We start from the raw sequence: 21,422 nt of genomic DNA, 5'->3' as shown, positions 1-21,422 counted from the left end.
CGTGGCTAGCGCCCTCGACCTCGCCGGAGTCCTGCGCGGTCTGTCCGCCGAGGAGCTCACCACGCGACTCCGCGAGCGGAGCGTCCACCGCCCCACCGTCGTCCGCGACGCCTTCGACCTCGCCGAGGCGCTCCTCGAGGCCTCGTCGGTGCGCGACGCGCTCAGCCGACTCGACCGCACGTCGCTCCTCCTTCTCCAGGTCGCTCGCACTCCGGGCCCCGCGGCGGCGCTTCTCGCCGGGGCCGAACCGGCCTTCGACGTCTCCGACGACGACGCGGCCCGCGCCCTCGACCGGGTCGCCGACCTCTTCCTCCTGCTGCGCGACGGCGACCGGGTGACGACCCTCGACGCGGTCGCGGAGGTCCTCGACGCCGACCCCGTCCTCGCGAGAGACGCCCTCGCCGGCACACCGGCTCCCGTCGTCCTCGAGGCCGTCGACGTGGTCGACCGTCAGGCGCAGGATGCCCAGAGCGCCGAGCGCCTGTTCGCCGTCGTCGTCGAGGTGGCCGAGCTCGTCCGCGCGGTCGCCGACTCCCCGGCGCGCGAACTCGCCAAGGGCGGCCTCGCGCTGCCCGAGACCCGCCGCCTCGCGGAGGCCGCGCGGGTGGACGTCGACGACGTCGTCCCCATCCTGGCCGCCGCCCGCGCCGCCGGGCTCGTCGAGCTCGGTCCCGACGGCTGGATCCCGGCGAGCGCCGCCGAGTCGTGGCTCCTGGCCTCCTGGTCGGAGCGCTGGGCCGCCCTCGTGTCGGCGTGGCTCGACGCGCTGCCGCGCGAGATCCGCTCGATCCTCGACCAGCGGGCCGAGACGTCGTGGGGCGACCCCCTCGAGACCTTCAGCGAGTGGCTCTTCCCGGCGGGCGGCTCCTGGGTCCCCGAGCGCCTCGACGCGTTCGCCCGGTCCGCGGAGCTCTTCGGGCTCACCGCGTCCGGTCGGCCGACCTCCGTGGCCGTGGCGCTGCTGCACGACGGCGCCGAGGCCGCGAGCGCCATCGTCACGACGCTCCTGCCCGCGCCGATCGAGAAGGTCTACCTCCAGCACGACCTCACGGCCGTCTCACCCGGCCCCCTCGATCCCGCCCTCGACGGGCGCCTGCGCTCCATCGCCGTCGTCGAGAGCGCCGGTCTGGCCGCCACCTACCGGATCACCGAGGCCGGCATCCGCCGAGCCCTCAGCGACGGCGAGACCGAGGAGTCGCTGCGCGCTTTCCTCACCGAGCTCTCGTCGACCGGCATCCCCCAGCCGGTCGACTACCTGCTCACCGAGACGGCGGCGCGACACGGCCGCTACCGCGTCTCCACCCTGACGCCCGATCAGCTCGACCGCGAGGCGACCGTCTTCGGCGCCGTCAGCCAGCTCCGGAGCGACGACCCGGCCCTCCTCGACACGGTGGCCGTCGACCAGGCGCTGAGCCCGCTCGGCCTCCGGCGCATCGACCCGCACCGCATGCTCTGCCGCTTCGAGGCGGAGAGCCTCTACTGGACCCTCAGCGACGAGCGCTACCCGGTCGTGCTCGAAGACGCCGGGCAGGAGCCGCTGCGCTCCCCGATCCGACGCCGCCCGAAGCGATCCGTCCTGGCGACCCCCACCGACCCGATCGGCGACCTGGTCGCCCGCGTCGTCGAGTCGTCCGGAGACGCGACCGAGGAGGCCACCGACCGGGCCTGGATCGCGCGCCAGCTCGACGCCGCCGTCCGCGGCCGGCTGACCGTCGTCGTCACGGTCGCCCTGGCCGACGGCACGACCTCCGAGCTCCAGATGGAGCCCACCGGTGTCGGCGGCGGCCGCGTGCGCGGCCGCGACCGGAAGTCCGACATCGAGCGGACCCTGCCGCTGTCGAGCATCGTGGCGGTGGCGACACCGCAGGAGGCGTGACCGGCCGCCGCCGCTCCCAGCCCCCGCGCATAGACTGGGCCGTTGTGACAGGCCCCCTGATCGTCCAGAGCGATCGCACCGTGCTCCTCGAAGTCGCCCACCCCGACGCGGAGGACGCACGACACGATCTCAGCGTGTTCGCCGAGCTCGAACGCGCCCCCGAGCACGTGCACACGTACCGCATCACGCGCCTCGGCCTGTGGAACGCGCGCGCCGCCGGCCACACCGCAGACGACATGCTCGGCACGCTCGAGAAGTACTCCAAGTTCCCGGTGCCGCAGAGCGTCACGGTCGACATCGGCGAGACGGTAGCCCGCTACGGCCGCATCGTGATCGAGCGCGACGGCGACCAGCTCCTCCTGCGCGGCACCGACACCGCCGTGCTCCGCGAGGTGTCCCGCAACAAGAAGATCGCCGAGCTGCTCACCGGCAAGCGGAGCGACGACGTCTACGAGCTGGCCGACTGGGCTCGGGGCGAGGTCAAGCAGCAGCTGATCAAGCTCGGCTGGCCGGCCGAGGACCACGCCGGTTACACCCCCGGGACCCCGCACCAGATCGACCTCGACACGGCCGACTGGCACCTCCGCGGCTACCAGCAGCAGGCGGTCGACAACTTCTTCGCGGGCGGCTCGGGCGTCGTCGTCCTGCCCTGCGGCGCCGGCAAGACCCTCGTGGGCGCCGGGGCGATGGCGGAGGCCAAGACGACCACCCTCATCCTGGTCACCAACACGGTCTCGGCGCGGCAGTGGCGCGACGAGCTCCTCAAGCGGACGTCGCTGACGGAGGACGAGATCGGCGAGTACTCCGGCGCCGTGAAGGAGATCAAGCCGGTCACGATCGCGACCTACCAGATCCTGACCGCCCGTCGGGCGGGCAAGTACACGCATCTCTCCCTCCTCGACGCGCTCGACTGGGGTCTCGTCGTCTACGACGAGGTGCACCTGCTCCCGGCGCCCGTCTTCAAGCTCACGGCCGAGCTGCAGGCGCGACGCCGCCTCGGTCTGACGGCCACGCTCGTCCGCGAGGACGGCCGCGAGGGCGACGTCTTCAGCCTCATCGGCCCCAAGCGCTTCGACGCCCCCTGGAAGGAGATCGAGGCCCAGGGCTTCATCTCCCCCGCGAGCTGCTACGAGGTCCGCGTGGACCTCCCGCAGGAGGCACGGCTCGAGTACGCGGCGTCCGCCGACGACGAGCGCTACCGCCTGGCCGCCACGGCGCCGATCAAGCTCGACGTCGTGAAGCAGCTCGTCGAGAAGCACCGGGGCGAACAGATCCTCGTGATCGGCCAGTACCTCGACCAGATCGACGAGCTCGCCGAGGCGCTCGACGCCCCGAAGCTGACCGGGTCGACCTCGGTCGACGAGAGGCAGCGGCTCTACCAGGCGTTCCGCGACGGCGAGGTGAAGGTGCTCGTCGTCTCGAAGGTCGCCAACTTCTCCGTCGACCTGCCCGAGGCGACGGTGGCCATCCAGGTCTCCGGGTCGTACGGCTCGCGGCAGGAGGAGGCCCAGCGACTCGGGCGGCTCCTGCGCCCCAAGAAATCCGGCCTGCCGGCGTCGTTCTACACGCTCGTCTCGCGCGACACCGTCGATCAGGACTTCGCGCAGAACCGGCAGCGGTTCCTCGCCGAGCAGGGCTACAGCTACACGATCCTCGACTCGCCCGCCCTGGCCGCGTAGACCCCTTCCGCCCCGCCGCGATCCGTCATCGACCGTGCGCCGGGCGGCCAGCGCGCTACCACCCGCCGTTCGCACTCCTCACAGGCAACGCTTAGGCTTCGCGCAGATAATCACTGCATGAGTGATGGCCCCAAGATCCTGATCGTCGACGACGAGCCCAACATCCGCGATCTGCTCACCACGAGCCTCCGCTTCGCCGGCTTCGCCGTGCGGGCCGTCGGCAACGGTGCCCAGGCGATCTCCGCGGTCCTCGAAGAGGAGCCCGACCTGATCATCCTCGACGTGATGCTCCCCGACATGAACGGCTTCGGCGTCACCAAGCGCCTCCGCTCGTCGGGTTACACGTCACCGATCCTCTTCCTCACGGCGAAAGACGACACGGAAGACAAGATCACCGGCCTCACCGTCGGCGGCGACGACTACGTCACCAAGCCGTTCAGCCTCGACGAGATCGTCGCGCGCATCAAGGCGATCCTCCGCCGCACCATGAACGAAGACGAAGACGCGATCATCCGCACCGGCGAGCTCACGATGGACCAGGACACCCACGAGGTCACCATCGGCGACACCGCGATCGAGCTCAGCCCGACGGAGTTCAAGCTCCTGCGCTACCTGATGCTCAACCCCAACCGCGTGCTGTCGAAGGCCCAGATCCTCGACCACGTCTGGGAGTACGACTTCAACGGCGACGCCGGCATCGTCGAGAGCTACATCTCCTACCTGCGCCGCAAGCTCGACCAGTTCTCGGCCGAGCCGATCATCCAGACGAAGCGCGGCTTCGGCTACATGCTCAAGGCCTCCAAGGCCTGAGACGGCAGGAGCCCCGGGGCGCAGTTCCCGGGCTCCCAGCCCGCACGGCTATCCTGACCGCCTATGCACAGGCGTCTGTCCCAGTGGTGGAACGAGATCTCCATCCGCACCAAGATCACCGGAATCACGGTGACTCTGGTGACCCTCGGGCTCCTCGTCGCGGGGCTCGGCACCATGACGGTGCTGAGCACCTACCTCTACACGCAGGTCAACGAGAACCTCCCGATCGCGGCGCGCAACACGACCACGTTCACCCTCGACGACTCGTACTGCACAGCGAACTTCGGCTACAAGCCGACCAGCTACCTGGCGATCTTCGACTCGACGGGGCGGCGCCTCTGCGACAACGAGCGCGACCTCCCGACCGGGTCCGCCCCTCAGCTCGCGATCTCGGGCGCCTCCGACATCCAGAGCCTCGTCGGCATCTCCACCGCGTTCAACGCCGACCACTCCCAGGAGTGGCGGCTCTTCGCGATCCAGGAGACGCTGACTAACCAGTCCACGAACGCGACCGGGTACTACACCGTCATCACCGGCACGAACCTGGCGCAGACGAACAACACGATCGCGCGCTTCACCTTCATCTTCCTCGGGTTCGGACTCTCGGTGATCGTCCTCGGGGCGGCGCTCACGCGGCTCCTGGTCACCTCGACCTTCGCGCCCCTGCGCGACGTCGAAGACACGGCCGCGCGCTTCGCCGACGGCGACTTCAGCCAGCGGCTCGACGCGACGACGCCGAACACCGAGGTCGGCCGCCTCAACCGCTCGCTCAACACGATGCTGAACAGGATCGACTCGGCGTTCGACGACCGCGCGAAGACGATCGACCAGATGCGGCGGTTCGTCGGCGACGCCAGCCACGAGCTCCGCACGCCGCTCGTCTCGCTGCGGGGCTACGCCGAGCTCTACCGGATGGGCGCCCTGACGAAGCCCGAAGACGTCGCCCAGGCCATGGACCGCATCGAGAAGGAGGCCATCCGCATGGGCGGCCTCGTGCAGGACCTCCTGCAGCTGGCCCGCCTCGACGAGTCCAAGCCGCTCGAGCTCGGCCCCGTCGACCTCGTCACGATCGCCCGCGACTCGGCCCTAGACACGATGGCCTCCAACACCGACCGTGAGATCCGCGTCATCGTGCGCGAGCCCGTCGCGGAGCCCGGCGACGAGCTCCCGATCGAGCCCGAGCTGCTTCCCGACGCGCAGAACGCCGCCAACGTCACCGGCCCCATCGCCTTCGCCGGAGCGACGCTGGCGCGGCTCCGCAGCCGCCGCGCCCGGGCCACGGGCGAGACCGCAGGAGCCGCGGACGACTTCGCCGACAACCCGCTGAGCGATCACGCCTCGAGCCCCGTCGTGCTCGGCGAGGAGAACAAGATCCGGCAGGTGGTCACCAACCTCATGGGCAACGCGATGCGGTTCACCGACTCCGACTCCCCCATCGAGCTCGCCGTCCAGGCCGATCCGGGCCGCGGCATGGCGACCATCGACGTCATCGACCACGGCGAGGGCATCCCGCCGCAGATCCGCGAGAAGATCTTCCAGCGCTTCTGGCGCGCGGACACCTCCCGCACCCGCGACACCGGCGGCAGCGGCCTCGGCCTCGCGATCGTCTCCGGCATCGTGGCCGCGCACCGCGGCGAGGTCGACGTCTTCGACACCCCCGGCGGCGGGGCGACGTTCCGCGTCGGCTTCCCCCTCGTGCCGGAGCAGCTCACCCCCGGCTCCCCGCCCCGCGTCGCGTCCGCGCCGCGCCCCGCCGTGCAGTCGTCCTGACCCGTCCCGAGCCGCGGCCCGTCGCGCCGGCCCGTGACGCAGGACCGCCGCGCCACAACGCCGGAACACGGCTCCTGCGAGACGCTTAACGCAGGAGAACTCCTGCCCGCGGGCATGCACCGCAGGATGCACCGCCCCGACTTCCTGCCGAAGCGACGTTCCCGCCACCGCCCCGCCCCCGCGCCGCGCATCCGTGCGATGCGGGCGACGCGGTCTCACCGCCCGACGCGCCCGCCCGTAAAGCAGGACCTCCGCGCCACAACGCAGGAACGCGGCTCCTGCACAGCACCTAACGAAGGAAGAACCTCCCCCACCGGCACGCACTGCAGGATGCCCCGCCCCGACTTCCTGCCGAAGCAACATCCCGGACGCCAGGGCCACCCCCGTGCCGCACGCGCGCGATGCCGACGACGCGGTGCCGCCGGATAACGCGCCCGCCCGTAAGACAGGGCCCCCGCGACACAACGCAGGAACACAGCTCCTGCACAGCACCTAACGAAGGAAGAACCTCCCCCACCGGCACGCACCGCAGGATGCCCGGCCCAGACTTCCTGCCGAAGCGACGTTCCCGCCACCGCCCCGCCCCCGTGCCGCGCATCCGTGCGATGCGGGCGACGCGGTCTCACCGCCCGACGCGCCCGCCCGTAAAGCAGGACCTCCGCGCCACAACGCAGGAGCGCGGCTCCTGCGAGACGCTCCATGCAGGAAAGACCGCTCTCGCGGGCACGCAACGCAGGATGCCCGGCCCAGACTTCCTGCCGAAGCAACATCGCCACCCCCGTCCCGCACGCACACCCACCGCAGGACGCGGCAACACAACTCAGGAACATAGCTCCTGCGCAGCACGTGATGCAGGAAGAACCTCCGCCACCGGCACGCACCGCAGGATGCCCCGCCCCGACTTCCTGAGTTACGGCGCGCACCCCGTGCCCGCGCCGGCCACCCTGCCCGCCCCACCGCACGCACCCCCAGCGCACACGCGAAAAGCCGGCTCCCCCGAGGGGGAACCGGCCTTCACGCATCAGCTCGGACTTAGAAGTCCATGCCGCCCGACGGGTCGCCGGCCGGAGCCTGGACCTTCTCGGGCTTGTCGGCGACGACGACCTCGGTGGTGAGGAAGAGGCCGGCGATCGACGCGGCGTTCTGCAGAGCGGAGCGCGTCACCTTGGCGGGGTCGATGATGCCGGCGGCCAGCATGTCGACGTACTCGCCGGTGGCGGCGTTGAGGCCCCAGCCGACGGGCAGGTTGCGGACCTTGTCGGCGACGACGCCGGGCTCCATGCCCGCGTTGAAGGCGATCTGCTTGAGCGGCGCGTCGATGGCGACGCGGACGATGTTCGCACCCGTCGCCTCGTCGCCCTCGAGCTCGAGCGTGGCGAGAGCGGTCTTGCCGGCCTGGATCAGGGCGACGCCACCACCGGCGACGATGCCCTCTTCGACGGCGGCCTTCGCGTTGCGAACGGCGTCCTCGATGCGGTGCTTGCGCTCCTTCAGCTCGACCTCGGTCGCAGCGCCGGCCTTGATGACGGCGACGCCACCGGCCAGCTTCGCGAGGCGCTCCTGGAGCTTCTCGCGGTCGTAGTCGGAGTCGGTGTTCTCGATCTCGGAGCGGATCTGACGGACGCGGCCGGCGATCTGCTCCTCGTCGCCAGCACCCTCGACGATGGTCGTCTCGTCCTTGGTGATGATGACCTTGCGGGCACGGCCCAGGAGGTCGAGGGTGGCGTTCTCGAGCTTGAGACCGACCTCCTCGGCGATGACCTGACCACCGGTGAGGATGGCGATGTCCTGGAGCTGAGCCTTGCGACGGTCACCGAAGCCGGGGGCCTTGACGGCGACCGACTTGAAGATGCCGCGGATCTTGTTGACGACGAGGGTCGCGAGAGCCTCTCCGTCGACGTCCTCGGCGATGATGAGGAGCTGCTTGCCCGACTGGATGACCTTGTCGACGATCGGCAGGAGATCCTTGATGTTCGAGATCTTCGAGTTGACGATCAGGATGTAGGCGTCTTCGAAGACGGCTTCCTGCCGCTCGGGGTCGGTCACGAAGTACTGCGACAGGTAGCCCTTGTCGAAGCGCATGCCCTCGGTGAGCTCGAGCTCGGTGCCGAAGGTGTTCGACTCCTCGACGGTGACGACACCCTCCTTGCCGACCTTGTCGATGGCCTCGGCGATGAGCGCGCCGATGGTGGGGTCGGCGGCGGAGATCGACGCGGTGGCGGCGATCTCGTCCTTCGTCTCGATCTCCTTGGCGTTCTCGAGCAGCTGCGCGGAGACGGCCGCGACGGCCTTCTCGATGCCGCGCTTCAGGCTGATCGGGTCGGCGCCGGCGGCGACGTTGCGGAGACCCTCGCGGACGAGAGCCTGGGCGAGGACGGTGGCCGTCGTCGTGCCGTCACCGGCGACGTCGTCGGTCTTCTTCGCGACCTCTTTGACCAGCTCGGCGCCGATCTTCTCGTAGGGGTCGTCGAGCTCGATCTCCTTGGCGATGGAGACACCGTCGTTGGTGATCGTGGGGGCGCCCCACTTCTTCTCCAGAACGACGTTGCGGCCGCGCGGGCCGAGTGTGACCTTCACAGCGTCGGCGAGAATGTTCAGGCCGCGCTCGAGGCCGCGGCGGGCCTCTTCGTCAAAAGCAATGATCTTAGCCATGTGGTTTTTCGTCCCTCCCGGACGTCGGACGTCGTGGAGCAAAGGCTCCGGCAGTAGCTTTGGCACTCACTCGTAGAGAGTGCCAATTGATTCTGGCACTCTGCCGAGGCGAGTGCAAGTGACGACGGGCGCACTCGCGGCACCCGCGCCGGACGCGGAGCGAACACGCACCGGGCATGAAGGAACGCCGCCCGGCTCGGCCGGACGGCGTTCCCACGAGCGTGATCGGCTAAGCGAGACGGACGCCCTCCGCCTGCGGCCCCTTGTTGCCGGTCCCGACCTCGAACACGACGGCCTGACCCTCCTCGAGGACCTTGTACCCGCTCATGTCGATCGCCGAGTAGTGGACGAAGACATCCTGCCCGCCCCCCTCGACGGTGATGAAACCGTAGCCTTTTTCAGCGTTGAACCACTTCACGGTTCCGTTGGCCATTGCGTACTCCCTGCTGTGTTCCGTGCGGCGCCAGCCCTGGTGCTGAGGCGACTGGTTCCAGATAGTAATGACACGGAGGGGCGAAAACTGTACCCCGTCACGAAAAAACCGGGCCCGCAGGATGCCCGGGGCCAGGTTTTAACACGGCCGTAACCTGGCGCGCCCCTGACCGTCACGTGCGGCCCGACACCCGGCCGGCTGAGCCTCTTACTTCAGCGTGTAGTCGGGCCCCAGCACGACGGCGACCGCCGCGTTCGGGAACGCCGTGCTCGGCTGGACGCTGGCGATCCCGAGCTTCTGCGCGATGCCGAGCGCGATCGACTGGTTCGCGGGCGCCGTGGTCGAGTAGTAGACGACCGACGACGGAGCCGTCGAGGTGGTGTTGCCCTGGCTGGCGACGACCCAGCCGCCGTTCCGCAGCGTCGTCGCGGCGTTGGCGGCGAGGCCCCTGGTCGTCGTGCCGTTGAGGACGGTGATCTTCGTCACGGTCGAGTCGATCTGGGTCGGGTCGGTCAGCGGGGTGACCGAGGGCGTCGGCGCCGAGGAGGCGGCGGGCGACGACGCGGAGGGGGAGGACGACGAGGGCGTGGACGCCGAGGCCGACGGCTTCGGCGAGGTGACGCCGGTCGTGGTGCCGCCGCCAGCGGTGAACTGCGTGCCGTTGTTCAGCACGTTGAGGGCGAGCACTCCCGCACCCACGAGCAGGCCCGTGGCGAGAGCGGCCCAGGCGAAGACGATGAGGCCGTGGTGCGAGCGCCTCCCGGACCGGTGCGCACCGACGCGCTGCAGGGAGTCGGGGACCCCGTCGAAACGATCGGGCGGGAACTTGGCCATGGGTGTGCGGTCTTCCGTGGGTCAGCGGGTCGAGTGCCCGAAGGTACGGGCCCGTCGGGCGTCCGCCCGGGTCTCGCGGAGACGGAGGAGTCGTCCGACGAGCATCGGGGCGTACGCCAGTGCATCGGGTTTTTCTATGAGGGAACCGAGGAGTTGCTGGTATCGAGGCGGCGTGAGGCCCAGCTCGCTCCGGATGGCGACGGCCTTCCGGGCGGGAAGGGCCGGGGCATCCTGCTCGAAATCGAGGATGCGGCGCTCACGCTCGGTGAGTCCACCCGCCTGCTCGTCTCGCATCGATCGCCCTTCGGTCCCGCACATCCTAGGGCGGCGAGGCCGCTCGCCGACGGAGGACGGGCGCACGTCGCGCGACTTGCCGCCCGGTCGGGGTCGGTGGCCGCTCAGAGGGCGCGGAGCCGCGTCCCGTGCGCGTCGCCGACGGCGATCGCGCGCCCGTCGAGAGCGAGGGTCGCGAACCAGCCGTCGGCGATCGCAGGATCCGGGAGGGTCGCCTGGACCCCCTCCAGCAGTCCCGTCTTCTCGTACGAGATCCACCGCACGCCGAGCGCCCCCACCCGGTCGACGAAGGCCTGCCGCCGCGCCCCCGGGAGGTAGACCAGCGTGCCGGAGGTGATCACCACGGGGACGGCTCCCGCGGGTGCGGCGCGGACGAGGGCGTCCAGGCCGTCGACGGCGTCGCCCCGGGTGACGGTGGCCGGCTCCTGCCGCGCGATGGCGACGGCCCGACGCAGGAGATCGACGCGGTCGTCCTGACCCGGCCAGAGGAGCGTCTCGAGCCAAAGGGCGTCGTCGTCCGAGGCCGGATCGAGGGGGCTGAGGTCGAGTCCGCGGCGGTCGACGACCGCGGGCAGGGACGCATCGCCGGGCAGCCCGAGCGAGCCGCCGACATCGAGGCGAAGGCGAACATCTCCCGATGGATCGCCGAGGATCCGGGAGCCGTCGCCGTCGCGCACGTCGATGCGGAACAGATCGGGCCGGAGCCCCAACCCGGCGGCGGCTCCGACCTCGAGCAGCGCGACCGGTCCGTCGATCCGGGCGAGAGCCGCCGCCACGGGCGCGGCACGGCGGACGTCGTTCGTCTGGGTGCGCCGCCGGTCGAGCTCCGGGAGGACCACGTCGGCGTGAGCGAGCAGCCACGCGCGCAGCGTGACGAAGGGGGCGAGCGGGGCCCCGAGGATCCGGCAGACGGCGAACACGAGGACGGGCTGACGCTGCGACTCCCGCGCCCGGTCGACGAGCGCGAGGAGGCCCTCGTCGAGCGCGAATCCGTCGGCCCAATCGGCGTAGAGCGGGGAACCGCCGGCCTCCGCCGACCGGGCGAAGGCGGCGAAGCGGTCGGCCGTGGTCACGAGGCGAGCCTACGGGCAGGATGCAGCGGGCATCCTGCGCGCTCACGGAATCATCGTGGGAAGCCCAGTGTTGAATGGGGTGGGCCGGAGGCGTGACCGCCGACCCGGCAGACGAGTGAGGAGCCCTGATGGACTACAAGATCGAGAAGACCGACGCCGAGTGGCGCGAAGAGCTGAGCCCGGAGGAGTTCCAGGTGCTCAGGCAGGCCGCGACCGAGCGCCCGTGGACCGGCGAGCTGCTCGACGAGAGCCGCTCCGGCCTCTACACCTGCGCCGCATGCAACGCCGAGCTCTTCAAGAGCGGCACCAAGTTCGACTCCGGCTGCGGCTGGCCGTCGTTCTACGAGTCGGTCCGCCCCGAGGCGGTCCAGCTCCTCGAGGACCGCTCGCTCGGCACGGTCCGCACCGAGGTCCGCTGCGCGACCTGCGGATCGCACCTCGGCCACGTCTTCGACGACGGCTTCGGCACGCCGACGGGTGACCGCTACTGCATGAACAGCATCTCGCTGAACTTCAAGGCCGAGGGCGAGTGACGCTCGCCTACCCGGCCCGCGACGCGGTGCTGCGGCGCCGGTCGCGGGCCAGGGTGACCGCGGAGGCGCCGTCGAGCGACGAGCTGCTCTCGCTCGTCGAGGCGGCCGCGACCGTGGCCGACCACTCCGGTCTCCGACCGTGGCGGCTCATCGAGATCCGGGGCGAGTCGCGCTCGGTCGTCGGCCGGGCCATCGCCGCGGCCGGCGGAGCCACCGGCGAGGCGGCGGAGCTCCTGGCGCAGAAGCCGCTGCGAGCGCCCCTGCTCGTCGGCGTCGTCCTCTCGCCGCGCGAGAGCCGCAAGGTTCCGGAGTGGGAGCAGGAGTCGGTGGCGTCGGGAGTCGCGCACGTCCTGTCGCTCCTCCTCGACGAGGCCGGCTGGGGCGTCATGTGGCGCACCGGCATCTGGACGAGATCGGCCGAGGTGCACGCGGCCCACGGCCTCGAGAGCGGCGAGAAGCTGCTCGGCTGGCTCTACGTCGGCGGGATCGACCCGTATCACGAGGTGGAGCCGCGGAAGACGTTCGACGCGGCGCAGTACGTCAAAACGCTCTAGTCGTTCGGCGCTGCCTGATCAAATGACGCGCCCGGTGTCGCCGGGGCGTCTCGGGCGATCAGGCTGCGGACTACCAGCTGCGGTCGCTGCGACCGATGAACGTCATCGGGACGAAGAGGGAGACCGTGCAGGCGATGATGCCGCCGAGGAACGTCAGGTACGCCCACGCCTCCGGCACCTGGAATGCGAAACCGAAGCAGAGCATGCCGAAGATGAACAGCGCGATCGAGATCACGGCGATGACGATGTTGGACAACTTCAGACTCCTCTGCAAAGGGAAACGCTAGCTCAAGGGTACGCCCTCCGAGAGCCTCGTCGCTCCCCGGGGCCGGTCCCCTACACTGAAGAGCATCTTGCCGACTTGGCGCAATTGGTAGCGCAGCTGTCTTGTAAACAGCAGGTTGCGGGTTCAAGTCCCGCAGTCGGCCCTCATGGAGGCCCGAATGCGGGGCTTGAAGCCCCCTTTTTGGCGGAGCTGCGCTCCGCCGGGTTCAAGTCCCGCAGTCGGCCCCGGGGTACAGATCACACGGCAAAGCAGTCGGCCCTTCGGGCGACCGCCACGGACTGAGGATCCTCGAGATCGCAGTTGACGTCGGGCCCGAACGCGACACACGACGCAGAGCGCGATCTCGATGAAAAAGAGGCGCCACGGGGGCGTGGCAAGGCGACACGCCGACGTGTACCCCGGAGTGGGGCGACCCGCACTGGGGGGAAGACGAGTCCGTCCTCGGATGCGAGGGTCGAGGAATGCTCCCCACCGCACAGACTCCACCCACTTCCCCCCGGCCGTCGCGGCGCCCCGCGAGGCGACGCGGCGGCGCCGGAGCCGCGGCCACCGCCCTCCTCGCCGTGGCGCTCGTCGCCTCCGCGGCCGTGGCGCCGGCCGACGCCGCGGGCCCCGCGCATCCTGCGAGCCCGAGCGCCGAGGCCAAGGCCGCACCCCGCTCGATCGCCTGGGGCGGCTACGCCAACGGAAAGATCCCGGTCAGCTCGCTCAAGAAGGCGTCGAGCGGGTACCTCCGCCCGGACGCCGCCGCCGCGTTCGCCTCGATGTCGAAGGCCTACAGCGCGAAGTTCGGCAAGACGCTCGCCCTCTCGGAGGGGTACCGCGACTTCGCGACGCAGCAGAAGATCTTCGTCGATCGCTACACCCCCAGCCGCACGCGCCCCGGCATCTTCTGGAGCGGCCGGTACTGGACCAAGAAGCCCAAGGTCGCGGTCGCAGCCGTCCCGGGGACGTCCGTCCACGGGTGGGCTCTCGCGGACGACATCTTCTCCGGAGTCAACGTGGCGGGCAGCCCGCAGAAGAAGTGGGCCGACGCGAACGGCCCCGCCTACGGCTGGTACCCCGTCGGGAATGCGTGGGGCGAACCCTGGCACTTCGAGTACACGGCACCCGCGAAGAAGAAATAATATGCCTCCAGGGGTATAGGACCCGAGAGGCTATCAGGCACTTATCCAGTTGAACCGGTCGTAAACTCGGGGAGTCAGTCAGGGACACGTACAACTCGATAGGGAGTTCCGTTGGACGGAAATGCAACGACGAGGCACAGGAACGTGGCTCTTCTCTCGGTCACGAGCACGCTGGCCGACCGCGTGACGACCTCCGACGATCTCGACAGGATCCTGCAGCCGGTCCTCCGCCGTCTCAAACTCCCCAAGGGCCTTCTCCAGCGGGTCGCCGGAGTCTTCGAGCGTCGCAACTGGAGCGAGAACCAGACGTTCGAGAAGGCGGCGATCGAGGCGGGCAAGCGCGCCCTCGACGAGGCCGGCGTCCGCGCCGACCAGATCGGCCTCCTCATCAACACGTCGATCACGCGGCGCAACCTCGAGCCGAGCGTGGCCGTCCACCTCCACGACGGCCTCGGCCTCGGGTCGGCCGCCCTGAACTTCGACATCGCCAACGCGTGCCTCGGCTTCGTGAACGGCATGAACCTCGCCGCGTCGCTGATCGACGCCGGCCAGGTCGACTACGCGATCATCATCGACGGCGAGGACTTCGACGACGTCCAGACCAACACGGTCGACCGTCTCCTCAACGGCGACATCGCCCGAAAAGACTTCATGAGCGAGTTCGCCAGCCTCACCCTCGGCTCCGGTGCCGCGGCCGCGGTGCTGGGCCGCGCCGATCTCCACCCCGAGGGTCACCGCATCGTCGGCGGCATCACCCGCTCGGCCAGCCAGTACAACGACCTCTGCGTCGGCACCGTCAACGGCATGTTCACCGACGCCAAGGGCCTGCTCAAGCACGGCATGGAGCTCGTCGTGCAGGCCTGGAGCGACGCGAAGGCGGAGTGGAACTGGGCCGACATGGATCGCTACGTGATGCACCAGGTCTCCGACATCCACACCGCCGACTTCGTGAAGTCCGCCGGGATCGACCGCAACCTCGTCCCCCTCACCTACCCCACCCTCGGCAACGTCGGCTCGGCGTCGATCCCGATCACCCTGGCGAGCGAGAAGGAGTCGCTCTCGAAGGGCGACCGCGTGCTCCTCATGGGCGTCGGATCCGGCATCAACACCGCGATGACCGAGCTGGCTTGGTGACCTCCCGGCTTCCCCGCGCGGCTCAGCGGACGGCTCCGGCCTCGCTCCCGCCCCACGGTCTGCCCGGTCTCGACCCGTCGTTCTCCCGGCTCGTCCCCGCGGCGGGACGCACCTGGCACGTCCTCGACTCCGGCCCGACGCTCGACGCCGCCGGGATCGAGCCCCGCGGCACGATCCTCTGCGTGCACGGCAACCCGACCTGGTCGTTCCTCTGGCGCTCCCTCGTCCGCGCGGCCACGGAGCAGGCCCTCGCCGGAGGCACGGCCTGGCGCGTCGTCGCCGTCGACCAGCTCGACATGGGCTTCTCCGAGCGCACCGGTGTCGAGCGCGATCTGACGCTCCGGGTGGGCGACCTCGCCGACCTCACCGACGCCCTCGGCCTCGACGGCCGCGTCGTCACCTTCGGCCACGACTGGGGCGGTGTCATCTCGCTCGGCTGGGCGGTCGACCACGCCGACCAGGTCGACGCGGTCATGCTCCTCAACACGGCCGTCCACCAGCCCGAGACGTCGAAGATCCCCGCGCCGCTGCGCCTCGCGCTGGGCAAGGGCGTGCTCGGCCGCGCGACGGTCACGACGACCGCGTTCCTCGAGACCACCCTCGCGCTCGCGCATCCTGCTCTCCCGACCGAGGTCAAGGAGGCGTACCGCGCCCCCTACCGCGGGGCCGACCGCCGCGGCGGCATCGGCGCCTTCGTGGCCGACATCCCCGTCGACGAGACGCACCCGAGCGAGGCCGAGCGGAGGCGCGTGGCCGAGTCGATCCGGACCCTCGACGTGCCGTCGCTCCTGCTCTGGGGGCCGCGCGACCCGATCTTCAGCGACCGCTACCTCGACGACCTCCTCGCACGGCTCGTCCGCCCGGACGTGCACCGCTACGAAGGGGCGGGTCACCTCGTCGCCGAAGACGTGGACTTCGCGTCCGCCGCCCTGACCTGGCTCGACGACCGGTTCGCGACGGAGCCCGCGGTCGCCGCCGACTCCGCCCGGCCCCGTCCCGTCGGCCCGCAGGATGCCCCCGCCGATCCCTCCCCGTCCGCTCCGCCGCCCCACCGTCCCCTGTGGGCGTGGCTCGACGAGCGCCGCGACAGCGACGACACCGCCCTCGTGCAGATGGCGGGCGCGTCGCCCACCGTCGTCTCCTGGCGCGCTCTCTCGCGCCGCGTCTCCCGCCTGTCCGCGGGGCTCGCGGCGAGCGGCGTGACGAAGGGCGACCGCGTCTCGCTGCTCGTCCCCCCGGGAGCGGACCTCACCGCGGTCCTCTACGCCTGCCTCCGGATCGGCGCGGTCGTCGTCGTGGCCGACTCGGGCCTCGGGGTGAAGGGCCTGACCCGCGCCGTCCGAGGCGCCTGGCCCCATCATCTGATCGGCGCCCTCCCCGGGCTCACCGCGGCCCGGGCGCTCGGCTGGCCCGGCAAGCGGATCTCGACGGAGGTCCTGCCGGCCGCCGCCGCGAAGGCCCTCGGGGTCGACCACTCGCTTCCCGAGCTCGCCTCCCTCGGCGCCGCCCGTCTGCAGGGCCTCCCCGTCGAGCCCGGGGCCGACGACGAGGCCGCGATCCTCTTCACCTCGGGCTCCACCGGTCCTGCCAAGGGCGTCTCCTACACGCACGCGCAGCTGGCGGCGATCTGCGGGGTCCTCACCGAGACCTACGGCGTCGGCCCCGGCACCGGGCTCGTCGCGGGATTCGCTCCCTTCGCCCTGCTCGGCCCCGCCATCGGCGCCCGATCGGTCACACCCGACATGGACGTCACCTCGCCGAAGACGTTGACGGCCCGCGCCGTGGCCGAGGCCGCTCGCGAGGTCGACGCGACGGTCCTGTTCCTCTCGCCCGCCGCCCTCGCCAACGTCGTCGCGACCGCCGACGACCTCGACGCCGACGAGCGGGCGGCCCTGGGCACCGTCACGACGTTCCTCTCGGCCGGCGCCCCCGTCTCCGAGGGGCTCCTCGAGCGGGCTTCCGCGCTGCTGCCCGGGGCGACGGCTCACACGCCCTACGGCATGACGGAGGGGCTCCTGCTCACCGACGTGACGCTCGACGCGATCCGCGAGGCGGGAGACGCCTCCTCCGTGGGCGGCGTCTGCGTGGGGACCCCGGTCGCGGGCGTGCGGGTGCGGATCGCGGCGCTCGACGACTCCGGGCATCCTGCCCTCGATCTCGCGGAGACGACCGACGCGGGTCGGACCGGCGAGATCTGCGTCTCGGCGCCCCACCTCTTCGACCACTACGACCGGCTGTGGTCGACCGACCGCGCCGCCCGCCGGGGAGCTCTCGCCGGCGAGCGCTGGCACCGGACGGGCGACGTCGGCCACCTCGACGCCGCCGGGAGAGTCTTCGTCGAGGGCCGCCTCCCGCACGTCATCACCACCGCCGACGGAGTCGTCACGCCCGTCGGCCCCGAGCAGCGCGTCGAGCTCCTCGCCGAGGTGGCGCGCGCCGCCGTCGTCGGCGTCGGCCCCGCCGGGACGCAGCAGATCGTCGTCGTCGCCGAGACGACCACGCCGACCGATCGGCCGGCCCTGGCCGACGCGGATCTCGCCGCCGAGGTGCGCCGGATCGCCGGCGTGCCGATCGCCGCGGTGCTCGTCGTCGCCCAGCTCCCGACCGACGTCCGCCACAACTCCAAGATCGACCGGAGTGCGCTCTCCTCGTGGGCGGCCGACGTCCTCGCGGGCGGCGCCCTGGTCGCTCCCCGCTGAGGCGCGGCGTGCGCGTCCTGGTGACGGGGGCGAGCGGCCTCCTCGGCGGTGCCGTCGCCGCCGAACTGATCGCCCGGGGCCACGAGGTGCGCACCTTCCAGCGTCGCGCCTCCGGCGTCGAGGGCGCGCAGGATGCCCGGGGCTCCCTCACCGACCGCGACGACGTCCGCACCGCCACCGCGGGCGTCCACGCCGTCGTGCACCTCGCCGCGCGCGTCTCCCTCGCCGGCGACCCCGCGGAGTTCGACCGCGTCAACGTGCAGGGCACCGCCCTCCTGCTCGAGGAGGCCCGCCGCGCCGGCGTCGAGCGCTTCGTGAACGTCTCCTCGCCCTCCGTCGCGCACGCGGGCACGTCGATCGTCGGCGACGACGCGCTGCCCGCCGACCCGGCGGCGGCGCGGGGCGACTACGCCCGCACGAAGGCGAGCGCGGAGCTCCTGGCCCTCGGCGCCGACCGCGACGGTTTCGCCGTGGTCGCCGTCCGGCCGCACCTCGTCTGGGGCCCGGGCGACACGCAGCTCGTGGAGCGGATCGTCGACCGGTCGAGGTCCGGCCGGCTGCCCCTGCTCGCGCACGGCACCGCCCTGATCGACTCGCTCTTCGTGGACAACGCCGCGACGGGGATCGCGCAGGCGCTCGAGCGGGCCGAGGCCGTCCACGGCAACGCATACGTCCTGACGAACGGCGAGCCCCGTCCGGTGGCCGAGCTCCTCGCCGGGATCTGCCGCGCCGCGGGGGTCCGCGAACCGGTCCGGAGCGTCCCCGCCGGTCTGGCCACGACTCTCGGCTCGGTCGTGGAAGCCGTCTGGCGCCTCCGGCCGGGCGTCGACGAGCCGCCGATGACGCGCTTCCTCGCCGAGCAGCTGTCGACGGCGCACTGGTTCGACCAGCGCCGGACGCGCCGCGATCTCGACTGGGTCCCGGCGGTGTCGCTCGAGGAGGGGTTCGCGCGGCTGGCGGCCTGGTACGGCGCGCGTTCGGGCATCCTGCGGTCCTAGCGCCGCAGCGCCGGGGCAGGGGCATCGACCGCAGCCCGAAGGTCGGCGGGAGTACCAAAACGATTCCGGTCTGTGCCATCATCGAGGCACGCAGCGACGCGACACTCCTCACCGGGACGATCGGCACTGCCACGATCGAGGCGAGGAGACGCGATGGCGCGGGAGAACGCCGGGATCCGCGAGGTGGCCGCCGCCGCCGGGGTCTCCGTCACCACGGTCTCGCACGCGCTCAGCGGTCGCGGCCAGGTCAGCGACGAGACCAAGCGGCGCGTCAAGGCCGCCGCGGACAGTCTCGGCTACGCCCCGAACCGCATCGCCAGGGCCCTCCGATCGCAGCGCTCGAACCTCCTCGGGTTCGTGAGCGAGGAGATCGCCACGACCCCCTACGCCGGCCAGATCCTCGTGGGGGCGCAGGAGGCGGCGGCCGAGCTCGGTCTGATGCTCATGATCGTCAACGTAAAGCGCGGCACGATCGACGACCCCCAGATCGACGCCCTCGTCGCCCAGCAGGTCGACGCGATGATCTACGCCTCGTCGTCGCACCGGGTCATCCGCGTCCCGCCGAAGCTCGATCCGGCGAGGACCGTGCTCGTCGACGCCTACGATCCCGCGATCACGAGCCCCGCCGTCGTGCCCGACGAGCTCGGCATCGGCCTGCTCGCGACGCGGCGGCTCCTGGAGGCCGGGCATCGCAGGATCGTGCACCTCACCGTCGACGAGGACGTCCCGGCCGTCGACGGCCGCGAACGCGGCTACCTCGAGGCGATGGACGAGGCAGGATGCCCGCCCGTGGTCGTCCGCGTCCCCGGGCCCGCCACCGCCGGCGCCGGCTACACGGCGATCGGCCGCGCGCTCGAGACCGACGGCGACCTCACCGGCATCTTCGCGTTCAATGACCAGATGGCCATGGGCGTGTACCAGGCCGTGGGGCCGGATCGCGACCTGTCGATCCCCCGCGACCTGTCCGTGGTCGGGGTCGACGACCTCCGGCTGATCGCCGACGCCCTCCGCCCCGGACTCTCGACCGTGGCGCTGCCGCACGCCGAGATGGGCCGCCGCGCCGTCGAGCTGGCCTCGCGGCTCCCCCTCGCCAAGCCGCGCCGGGATCAGGTGCTCCGCCTGCCCGGCCGACTCATCGAGCGGGAGTCGATCCGGCAGCTGGGATCGTTACCGATCCGTGACGCCTCGGGTGGTGGCGAGAATCCCTCAGCGGGTGCTACCGTCACGGTGAGCTAAATCGTTTTGGGTTCTGCTCTTTCAACGACGAAAGGTTCGAAGTAATGATGCTTCGCAAACGACTCGCCCTGGCGGTTGCCCTGACGGCGTCCGCCGCGGTGGTGCTCTCGGGATGCTCCGCCGGAGGCGGCGGCGCCTCGTCCGGAGGCACCGTCAACATCTCGGGTGCCTTCACCGGCGCTCAGGCCACGGCCTTCCAGAACGACCTCAACGCCTGGGCCAAGGGCAAGGGCATCACCGTCAAGTACAACGGCAGCAACAGCTTCCAGACCGGCATCATCACGCAGGTCAAGGGCGGCCAGGCTCCCGACATCGCGATCTTCCCGCAGCCCGGCGTCCTGAAGTCGCTCATCAGCCAGCAGATGGTCCCCCTCGACGACCTCGTCGACGTCAAGTCGGTCACCGCCGACGAGGCCTCGGGCCTCCCCGACATCGCCAAGGTCAACGGCAAGACCTACGGTCTGCCCTACTCGATCAACGTCAAGTCGCTCGTCTGGTACAACCCGGCCGCCTTCAAGGCCGCCGGCTACACCGTTCCGACGACCGACGCCGAGCTGACCGCGCTCCAGAGCAAGATCATCGCCTCCGGCAAGGGCTACCCGTGGTGCGTCGGTATCGCCTCCTCGGGTTCCAACGGCTGGCCGATGACCGACTGGCTCGAGGAGTACGTGCTGCGCTACGGCGGGCTCAACCAGTACAACGACTGGATCACGCACAAGGTCAAGTTCGACTCCCCGCTCGTCAAGCAGGCCGCGACCAAGGTCGAATCGCTGATCTTCGCCGACGGTTCCGTCAACGGCGGCGGCAAGGCGATGGCCTCGACCGACTTCGGCGCGGCGGGCAACAACCTGTTCGTCAGCGGCAAGTCGGCCGGACAGTGCTTCATGATGCGCCAGGGCACGTTCATCACCGGCTTCTTCCCGAAGGACATCCAGGCCGAGATCGCGAAGGGCGACACGACGAACGTCAACGCGTTCCCGCTCCCGACGCCGTCCGACGCCACCACCTCCGGAACCCTCGGCGGCGGCGACCTCGTGGGCGCCTTCAAGAACAACGCCGACGTCAAGAAGGTCATGGCCTACCTCGTGGGCAAGGACTACGGCACCAACGGCTACTCGAAGGAGTGGTCGTCGTACCTCTCGGCCCACAGCTCCTTCCCGACGTCGTCGTACGCCAGCCCGTTCCAGGCGATCGCCCAGAAGACCGTCGCCGACGGCAAGGTCTTCGGATTCGACGCCTCCGACCAGATGCCCGGTGCCGTCGGCGCCGGCACGGAGTGGACGAACCTCACGCAGTGGACGGCCGGCCAGGAGAGTCTCGACGACGCTCTGAAGGCCATCGACGCCTCGTGGCCGAGTAACTGACACCACCCGCTCCACCCGCTCCACCCGTTCCACCAGCTCCACCCGCTCCACCGTGTGCCGGTGGCCGTCC

18 protein-coding genes and 1 tRNA gene are annotated in these 21,422 nt (G+C 71.0%); 13 read left to right on the top strand and 6 right to left on the bottom strand.

What is annotated here, in order from left to right; genetic code table 11:
• Position 1 precedes the first annotated feature (1 nt).
• The 4 genes from AS850_RS02485 (at position 2) to AS850_RS02470 (ending at position 6,135) form a co-directional block, all read left to right on the top strand.
• Entirely contained in the window at positions 2-1,876 is a 1,875-nt protein-coding gene (locus AS850_RS02485; protein WP_119867693.1) for a helicase-associated domain-containing protein, read from the top strand.
• Between the two features lie 44 nt (positions 1,877-1,920).
• Positions 1,921-3,555: a DNA repair helicase XPB gene (locus AS850_RS02480; RefSeq protein ID WP_173795170.1), complete on the top strand. Its 1,635-nt coding sequence runs from the start codon at positions 1,921-1,923 to the stop codon at positions 3,553-3,555.
• 117 nt (positions 3,556-3,672) lie between these two features.
• On the top strand, positions 3,673-4,365 hold the full coding sequence (locus tag AS850_RS02475; RefSeq protein ID WP_119867692.1) for a response regulator transcription factor: 693 nt from the start codon (positions 3,673-3,675) through the stop codon (positions 4,363-4,365).
• A gap of 63 nt (positions 4,366-4,428) precedes the next feature.
• Complete coding sequence (locus AS850_RS02470; protein WP_119867691.1) at positions 4,429-6,135, top strand: sensor histidine kinase; 1,707 nt, start codon at positions 4,429-4,431, stop codon at positions 6,133-6,135.
• A gap of 1,032 nt (positions 6,136-7,167) precedes the next feature.
• On the opposite strand, the gene groL is transcribed toward AS850_RS02470, so the two are convergent.
• The 5 genes from groL to AS850_RS02445 all read right to left on the bottom strand — a co-directional run bounded on the left by groL (position 7,168) and on the right by AS850_RS02445 (position 11,421).
• The gene (gene groL / locus AS850_RS02465; protein ID WP_119867690.1) at positions 7,168-8,787 is read right to left on the bottom strand and encodes a chaperonin GroEL; all 1,620 of its coding nucleotides are present in this window, start codon (positions 8,785-8,787) and stop codon (positions 7,168-7,170) included.
• Between the two features lie 229 nt (positions 8,788-9,016).
• Positions 9,017-9,220, bottom strand: a complete 204-nt coding sequence (locus AS850_RS02460) for a cold-shock protein (protein ID WP_119867689.1) — start codon at positions 9,218-9,220, stop codon at positions 9,017-9,019.
• Between the two features lie 207 nt (positions 9,221-9,427).
• Positions 9,428-10,054, bottom strand: a complete 627-nt coding sequence (locus tag AS850_RS02455; RefSeq protein ID WP_119867688.1) for a LytR C-terminal domain-containing protein — start codon at positions 10,052-10,054, stop codon at positions 9,428-9,430.
• Positions 10,055-10,075: 21 nt separating this feature from the next.
• Positions 10,076-10,348: a DUF3263 domain-containing protein gene (locus AS850_RS02450; RefSeq protein ID WP_236940801.1), complete on the bottom strand. Its 273-nt coding sequence runs from the start codon at positions 10,346-10,348 to the stop codon at positions 10,076-10,078.
• A gap of 104 nt (positions 10,349-10,452) precedes the next feature.
• A complete protein-coding gene (locus AS850_RS02445) occupies positions 10,453-11,421 on the bottom strand; it encodes a DUF2332 domain-containing protein (protein ID WP_119867686.1) in 969 nt (322 codons plus the stop codon).
• A gap of 128 nt (positions 11,422-11,549) precedes the next feature.
• On the opposite strand from AS850_RS02445, the gene msrB reads away from it, so the two are divergent.
• Positions 11,550-11,954: a peptide-methionine (R)-S-oxide reductase MsrB gene (gene msrB, locus AS850_RS02440; protein ID WP_119867685.1), complete on the top strand. Its 405-nt coding sequence runs from the start codon at positions 11,550-11,552 to the stop codon at positions 11,952-11,954.
• Positions 11,951-12,508, top strand: a complete 558-nt coding sequence (locus AS850_RS02435) for a nitroreductase family protein (protein ID WP_236940800.1) — start codon at positions 11,951-11,953, stop codon at positions 12,506-12,508. The genes msrB and AS850_RS02435 overlap by 4 nt, the downstream gene beginning before the upstream one ends.
• Before the next feature lie 70 nt (positions 12,509-12,578).
• Here the strand turns inward: AS850_RS02435 and AS850_RS02430 are convergent, their stop codons facing one another.
• A complete protein-coding gene (locus tag AS850_RS02430; protein WP_119867684.1) occupies positions 12,579-12,764 on the bottom strand; it encodes a hypothetical protein in 186 nt (61 codons plus the stop codon).
• A 99-nt stretch (positions 12,765-12,863) separates the two neighbouring features.
• Between AS850_RS02430 and AS850_RS02425 the strand changes: the two genes are divergently transcribed.
• The 7 genes from AS850_RS02425 (at position 12,864) to AS850_RS02390 (ending at position 21,352) form a co-directional block, all read left to right on the top strand.
• Positions 12,864-12,936: transfer RNA gene (locus tag AS850_RS02425), tRNA-Thr, on the top strand.
• A 319-nt stretch (positions 12,937-13,255) separates the two neighbouring features.
• On the top strand, positions 13,256-13,921 hold the full coding sequence (locus AS850_RS02415; protein WP_164088360.1) for a M15 family metallopeptidase: 666 nt from the start codon (positions 13,256-13,258) through the stop codon (positions 13,919-13,921).
• A 111-nt stretch (positions 13,922-14,032) separates the two neighbouring features.
• Complete coding sequence (locus AS850_RS02410) at positions 14,033-15,055, top strand: 3-oxoacyl-ACP synthase III (RefSeq protein ID WP_119867681.1); 1,023 nt, start codon at positions 14,033-14,035, stop codon at positions 15,053-15,055.
• Positions 15,052-17,754 carry an alpha/beta fold hydrolase gene (locus AS850_RS02405; protein WP_119867680.1) on the top strand — a complete coding sequence of 901 codons (2,703 nt, stop codon included), beginning with the start codon at positions 15,052-15,054 and terminating at the stop codon, positions 17,752-17,754. Before AS850_RS02410 ends, AS850_RS02405 begins: the two co-directional genes overlap by 4 nt.
• An 8-nt stretch (positions 17,755-17,762) precedes the next feature.
• On the top strand, positions 17,763-18,752 hold the full coding sequence (locus AS850_RS02400) for an NAD-dependent epimerase/dehydratase family protein (RefSeq protein WP_119867679.1): 990 nt from the start codon (positions 17,763-17,765) through the stop codon (positions 18,750-18,752).
• Between the two features lie 153 nt (positions 18,753-18,905).
• Positions 18,906-19,988 carry a LacI family DNA-binding transcriptional regulator gene (locus AS850_RS02395; RefSeq protein WP_119867678.1) on the top strand — a complete coding sequence of 361 codons (1,083 nt, stop codon included), beginning with the start codon at positions 18,906-18,908 and terminating at the stop codon, positions 19,986-19,988.
• Between the two features lie 44 nt (positions 19,989-20,032).
• On the top strand, positions 20,033-21,352 hold the full coding sequence (locus AS850_RS02390; RefSeq protein WP_119867677.1) for an ABC transporter substrate-binding protein: 1,320 nt from the start codon (positions 20,033-20,035) through the stop codon (positions 21,350-21,352).
• Positions 21,353-21,422 lie beyond the last annotated feature (70 nt).

The sequence above is a fragment of the Frondihabitans sp. 762G35 genome, assembly GCF_002074055.1.
Lineage (GTDB): Bacteria > Actinomycetota > Actinomycetes > Actinomycetales > Microbacteriaceae > Frondihabitans.
The sequence above is the reverse complement of the archived record's forward strand: the minus strand, read 5'-3'. Positions and strand labels throughout refer to the sequence as shown.

Coding starts and splice junctions, on each gene's coding strand:
- AS850_RS02475 (WP_119867692.1), top strand. CDS start 3,673: ATGAGTGATGGCCCCAAGATCCTGATCGTCGACGACGAGCCCAACATC.
- AS850_RS02470 (WP_119867691.1), top strand. CDS start 4,429: ATGCACAGGCGTCTGTCCCAGTGGTGGAACGAGATCTCCATCCGCACC.
- groL (WP_119867690.1), bottom strand. CDS start 8,787: ATGGCTAAGATCATTGCTTTTGACGAAGAGGCCCGCCGCGGCCTCGAG.
- AS850_RS02460 (WP_119867689.1), bottom strand. CDS start 9,220: ATGGCCAACGGAACCGTGAAGTGGTTCAACGCTGAAAAAGGCTACGGT.
- AS850_RS02455 (WP_119867688.1), bottom strand. CDS start 10,054: ATGGCCAAGTTCCCGCCCGATCGTTTCGACGGGGTCCCCGACTCCCTG.
- AS850_RS02450 (WP_236940801.1), bottom strand. CDS start 10,348: ATGCGAGACGAGCAGGCGGGTGGACTCACCGAGCGTGAGCGCCGCATC.
- msrB (WP_119867685.1), top strand. CDS start 11,550: ATGGACTACAAGATCGAGAAGACCGACGCCGAGTGGCGCGAAGAGCTG.
- AS850_RS02415 (WP_164088360.1), top strand. CDS start 13,256: ATGCTCCCCACCGCACAGACTCCACCCACTTCCCCCCGGCCGTCGCGG.
- AS850_RS02395 (WP_119867678.1), top strand. CDS start 18,906: ATGGCGCGGGAGAACGCCGGGATCCGCGAGGTGGCCGCCGCCGCCGGG.
- AS850_RS02390 (WP_119867677.1), top strand. CDS start 20,033: ATGATGCTTCGCAAACGACTCGCCCTGGCGGTTGCCCTGACGGCGTCC.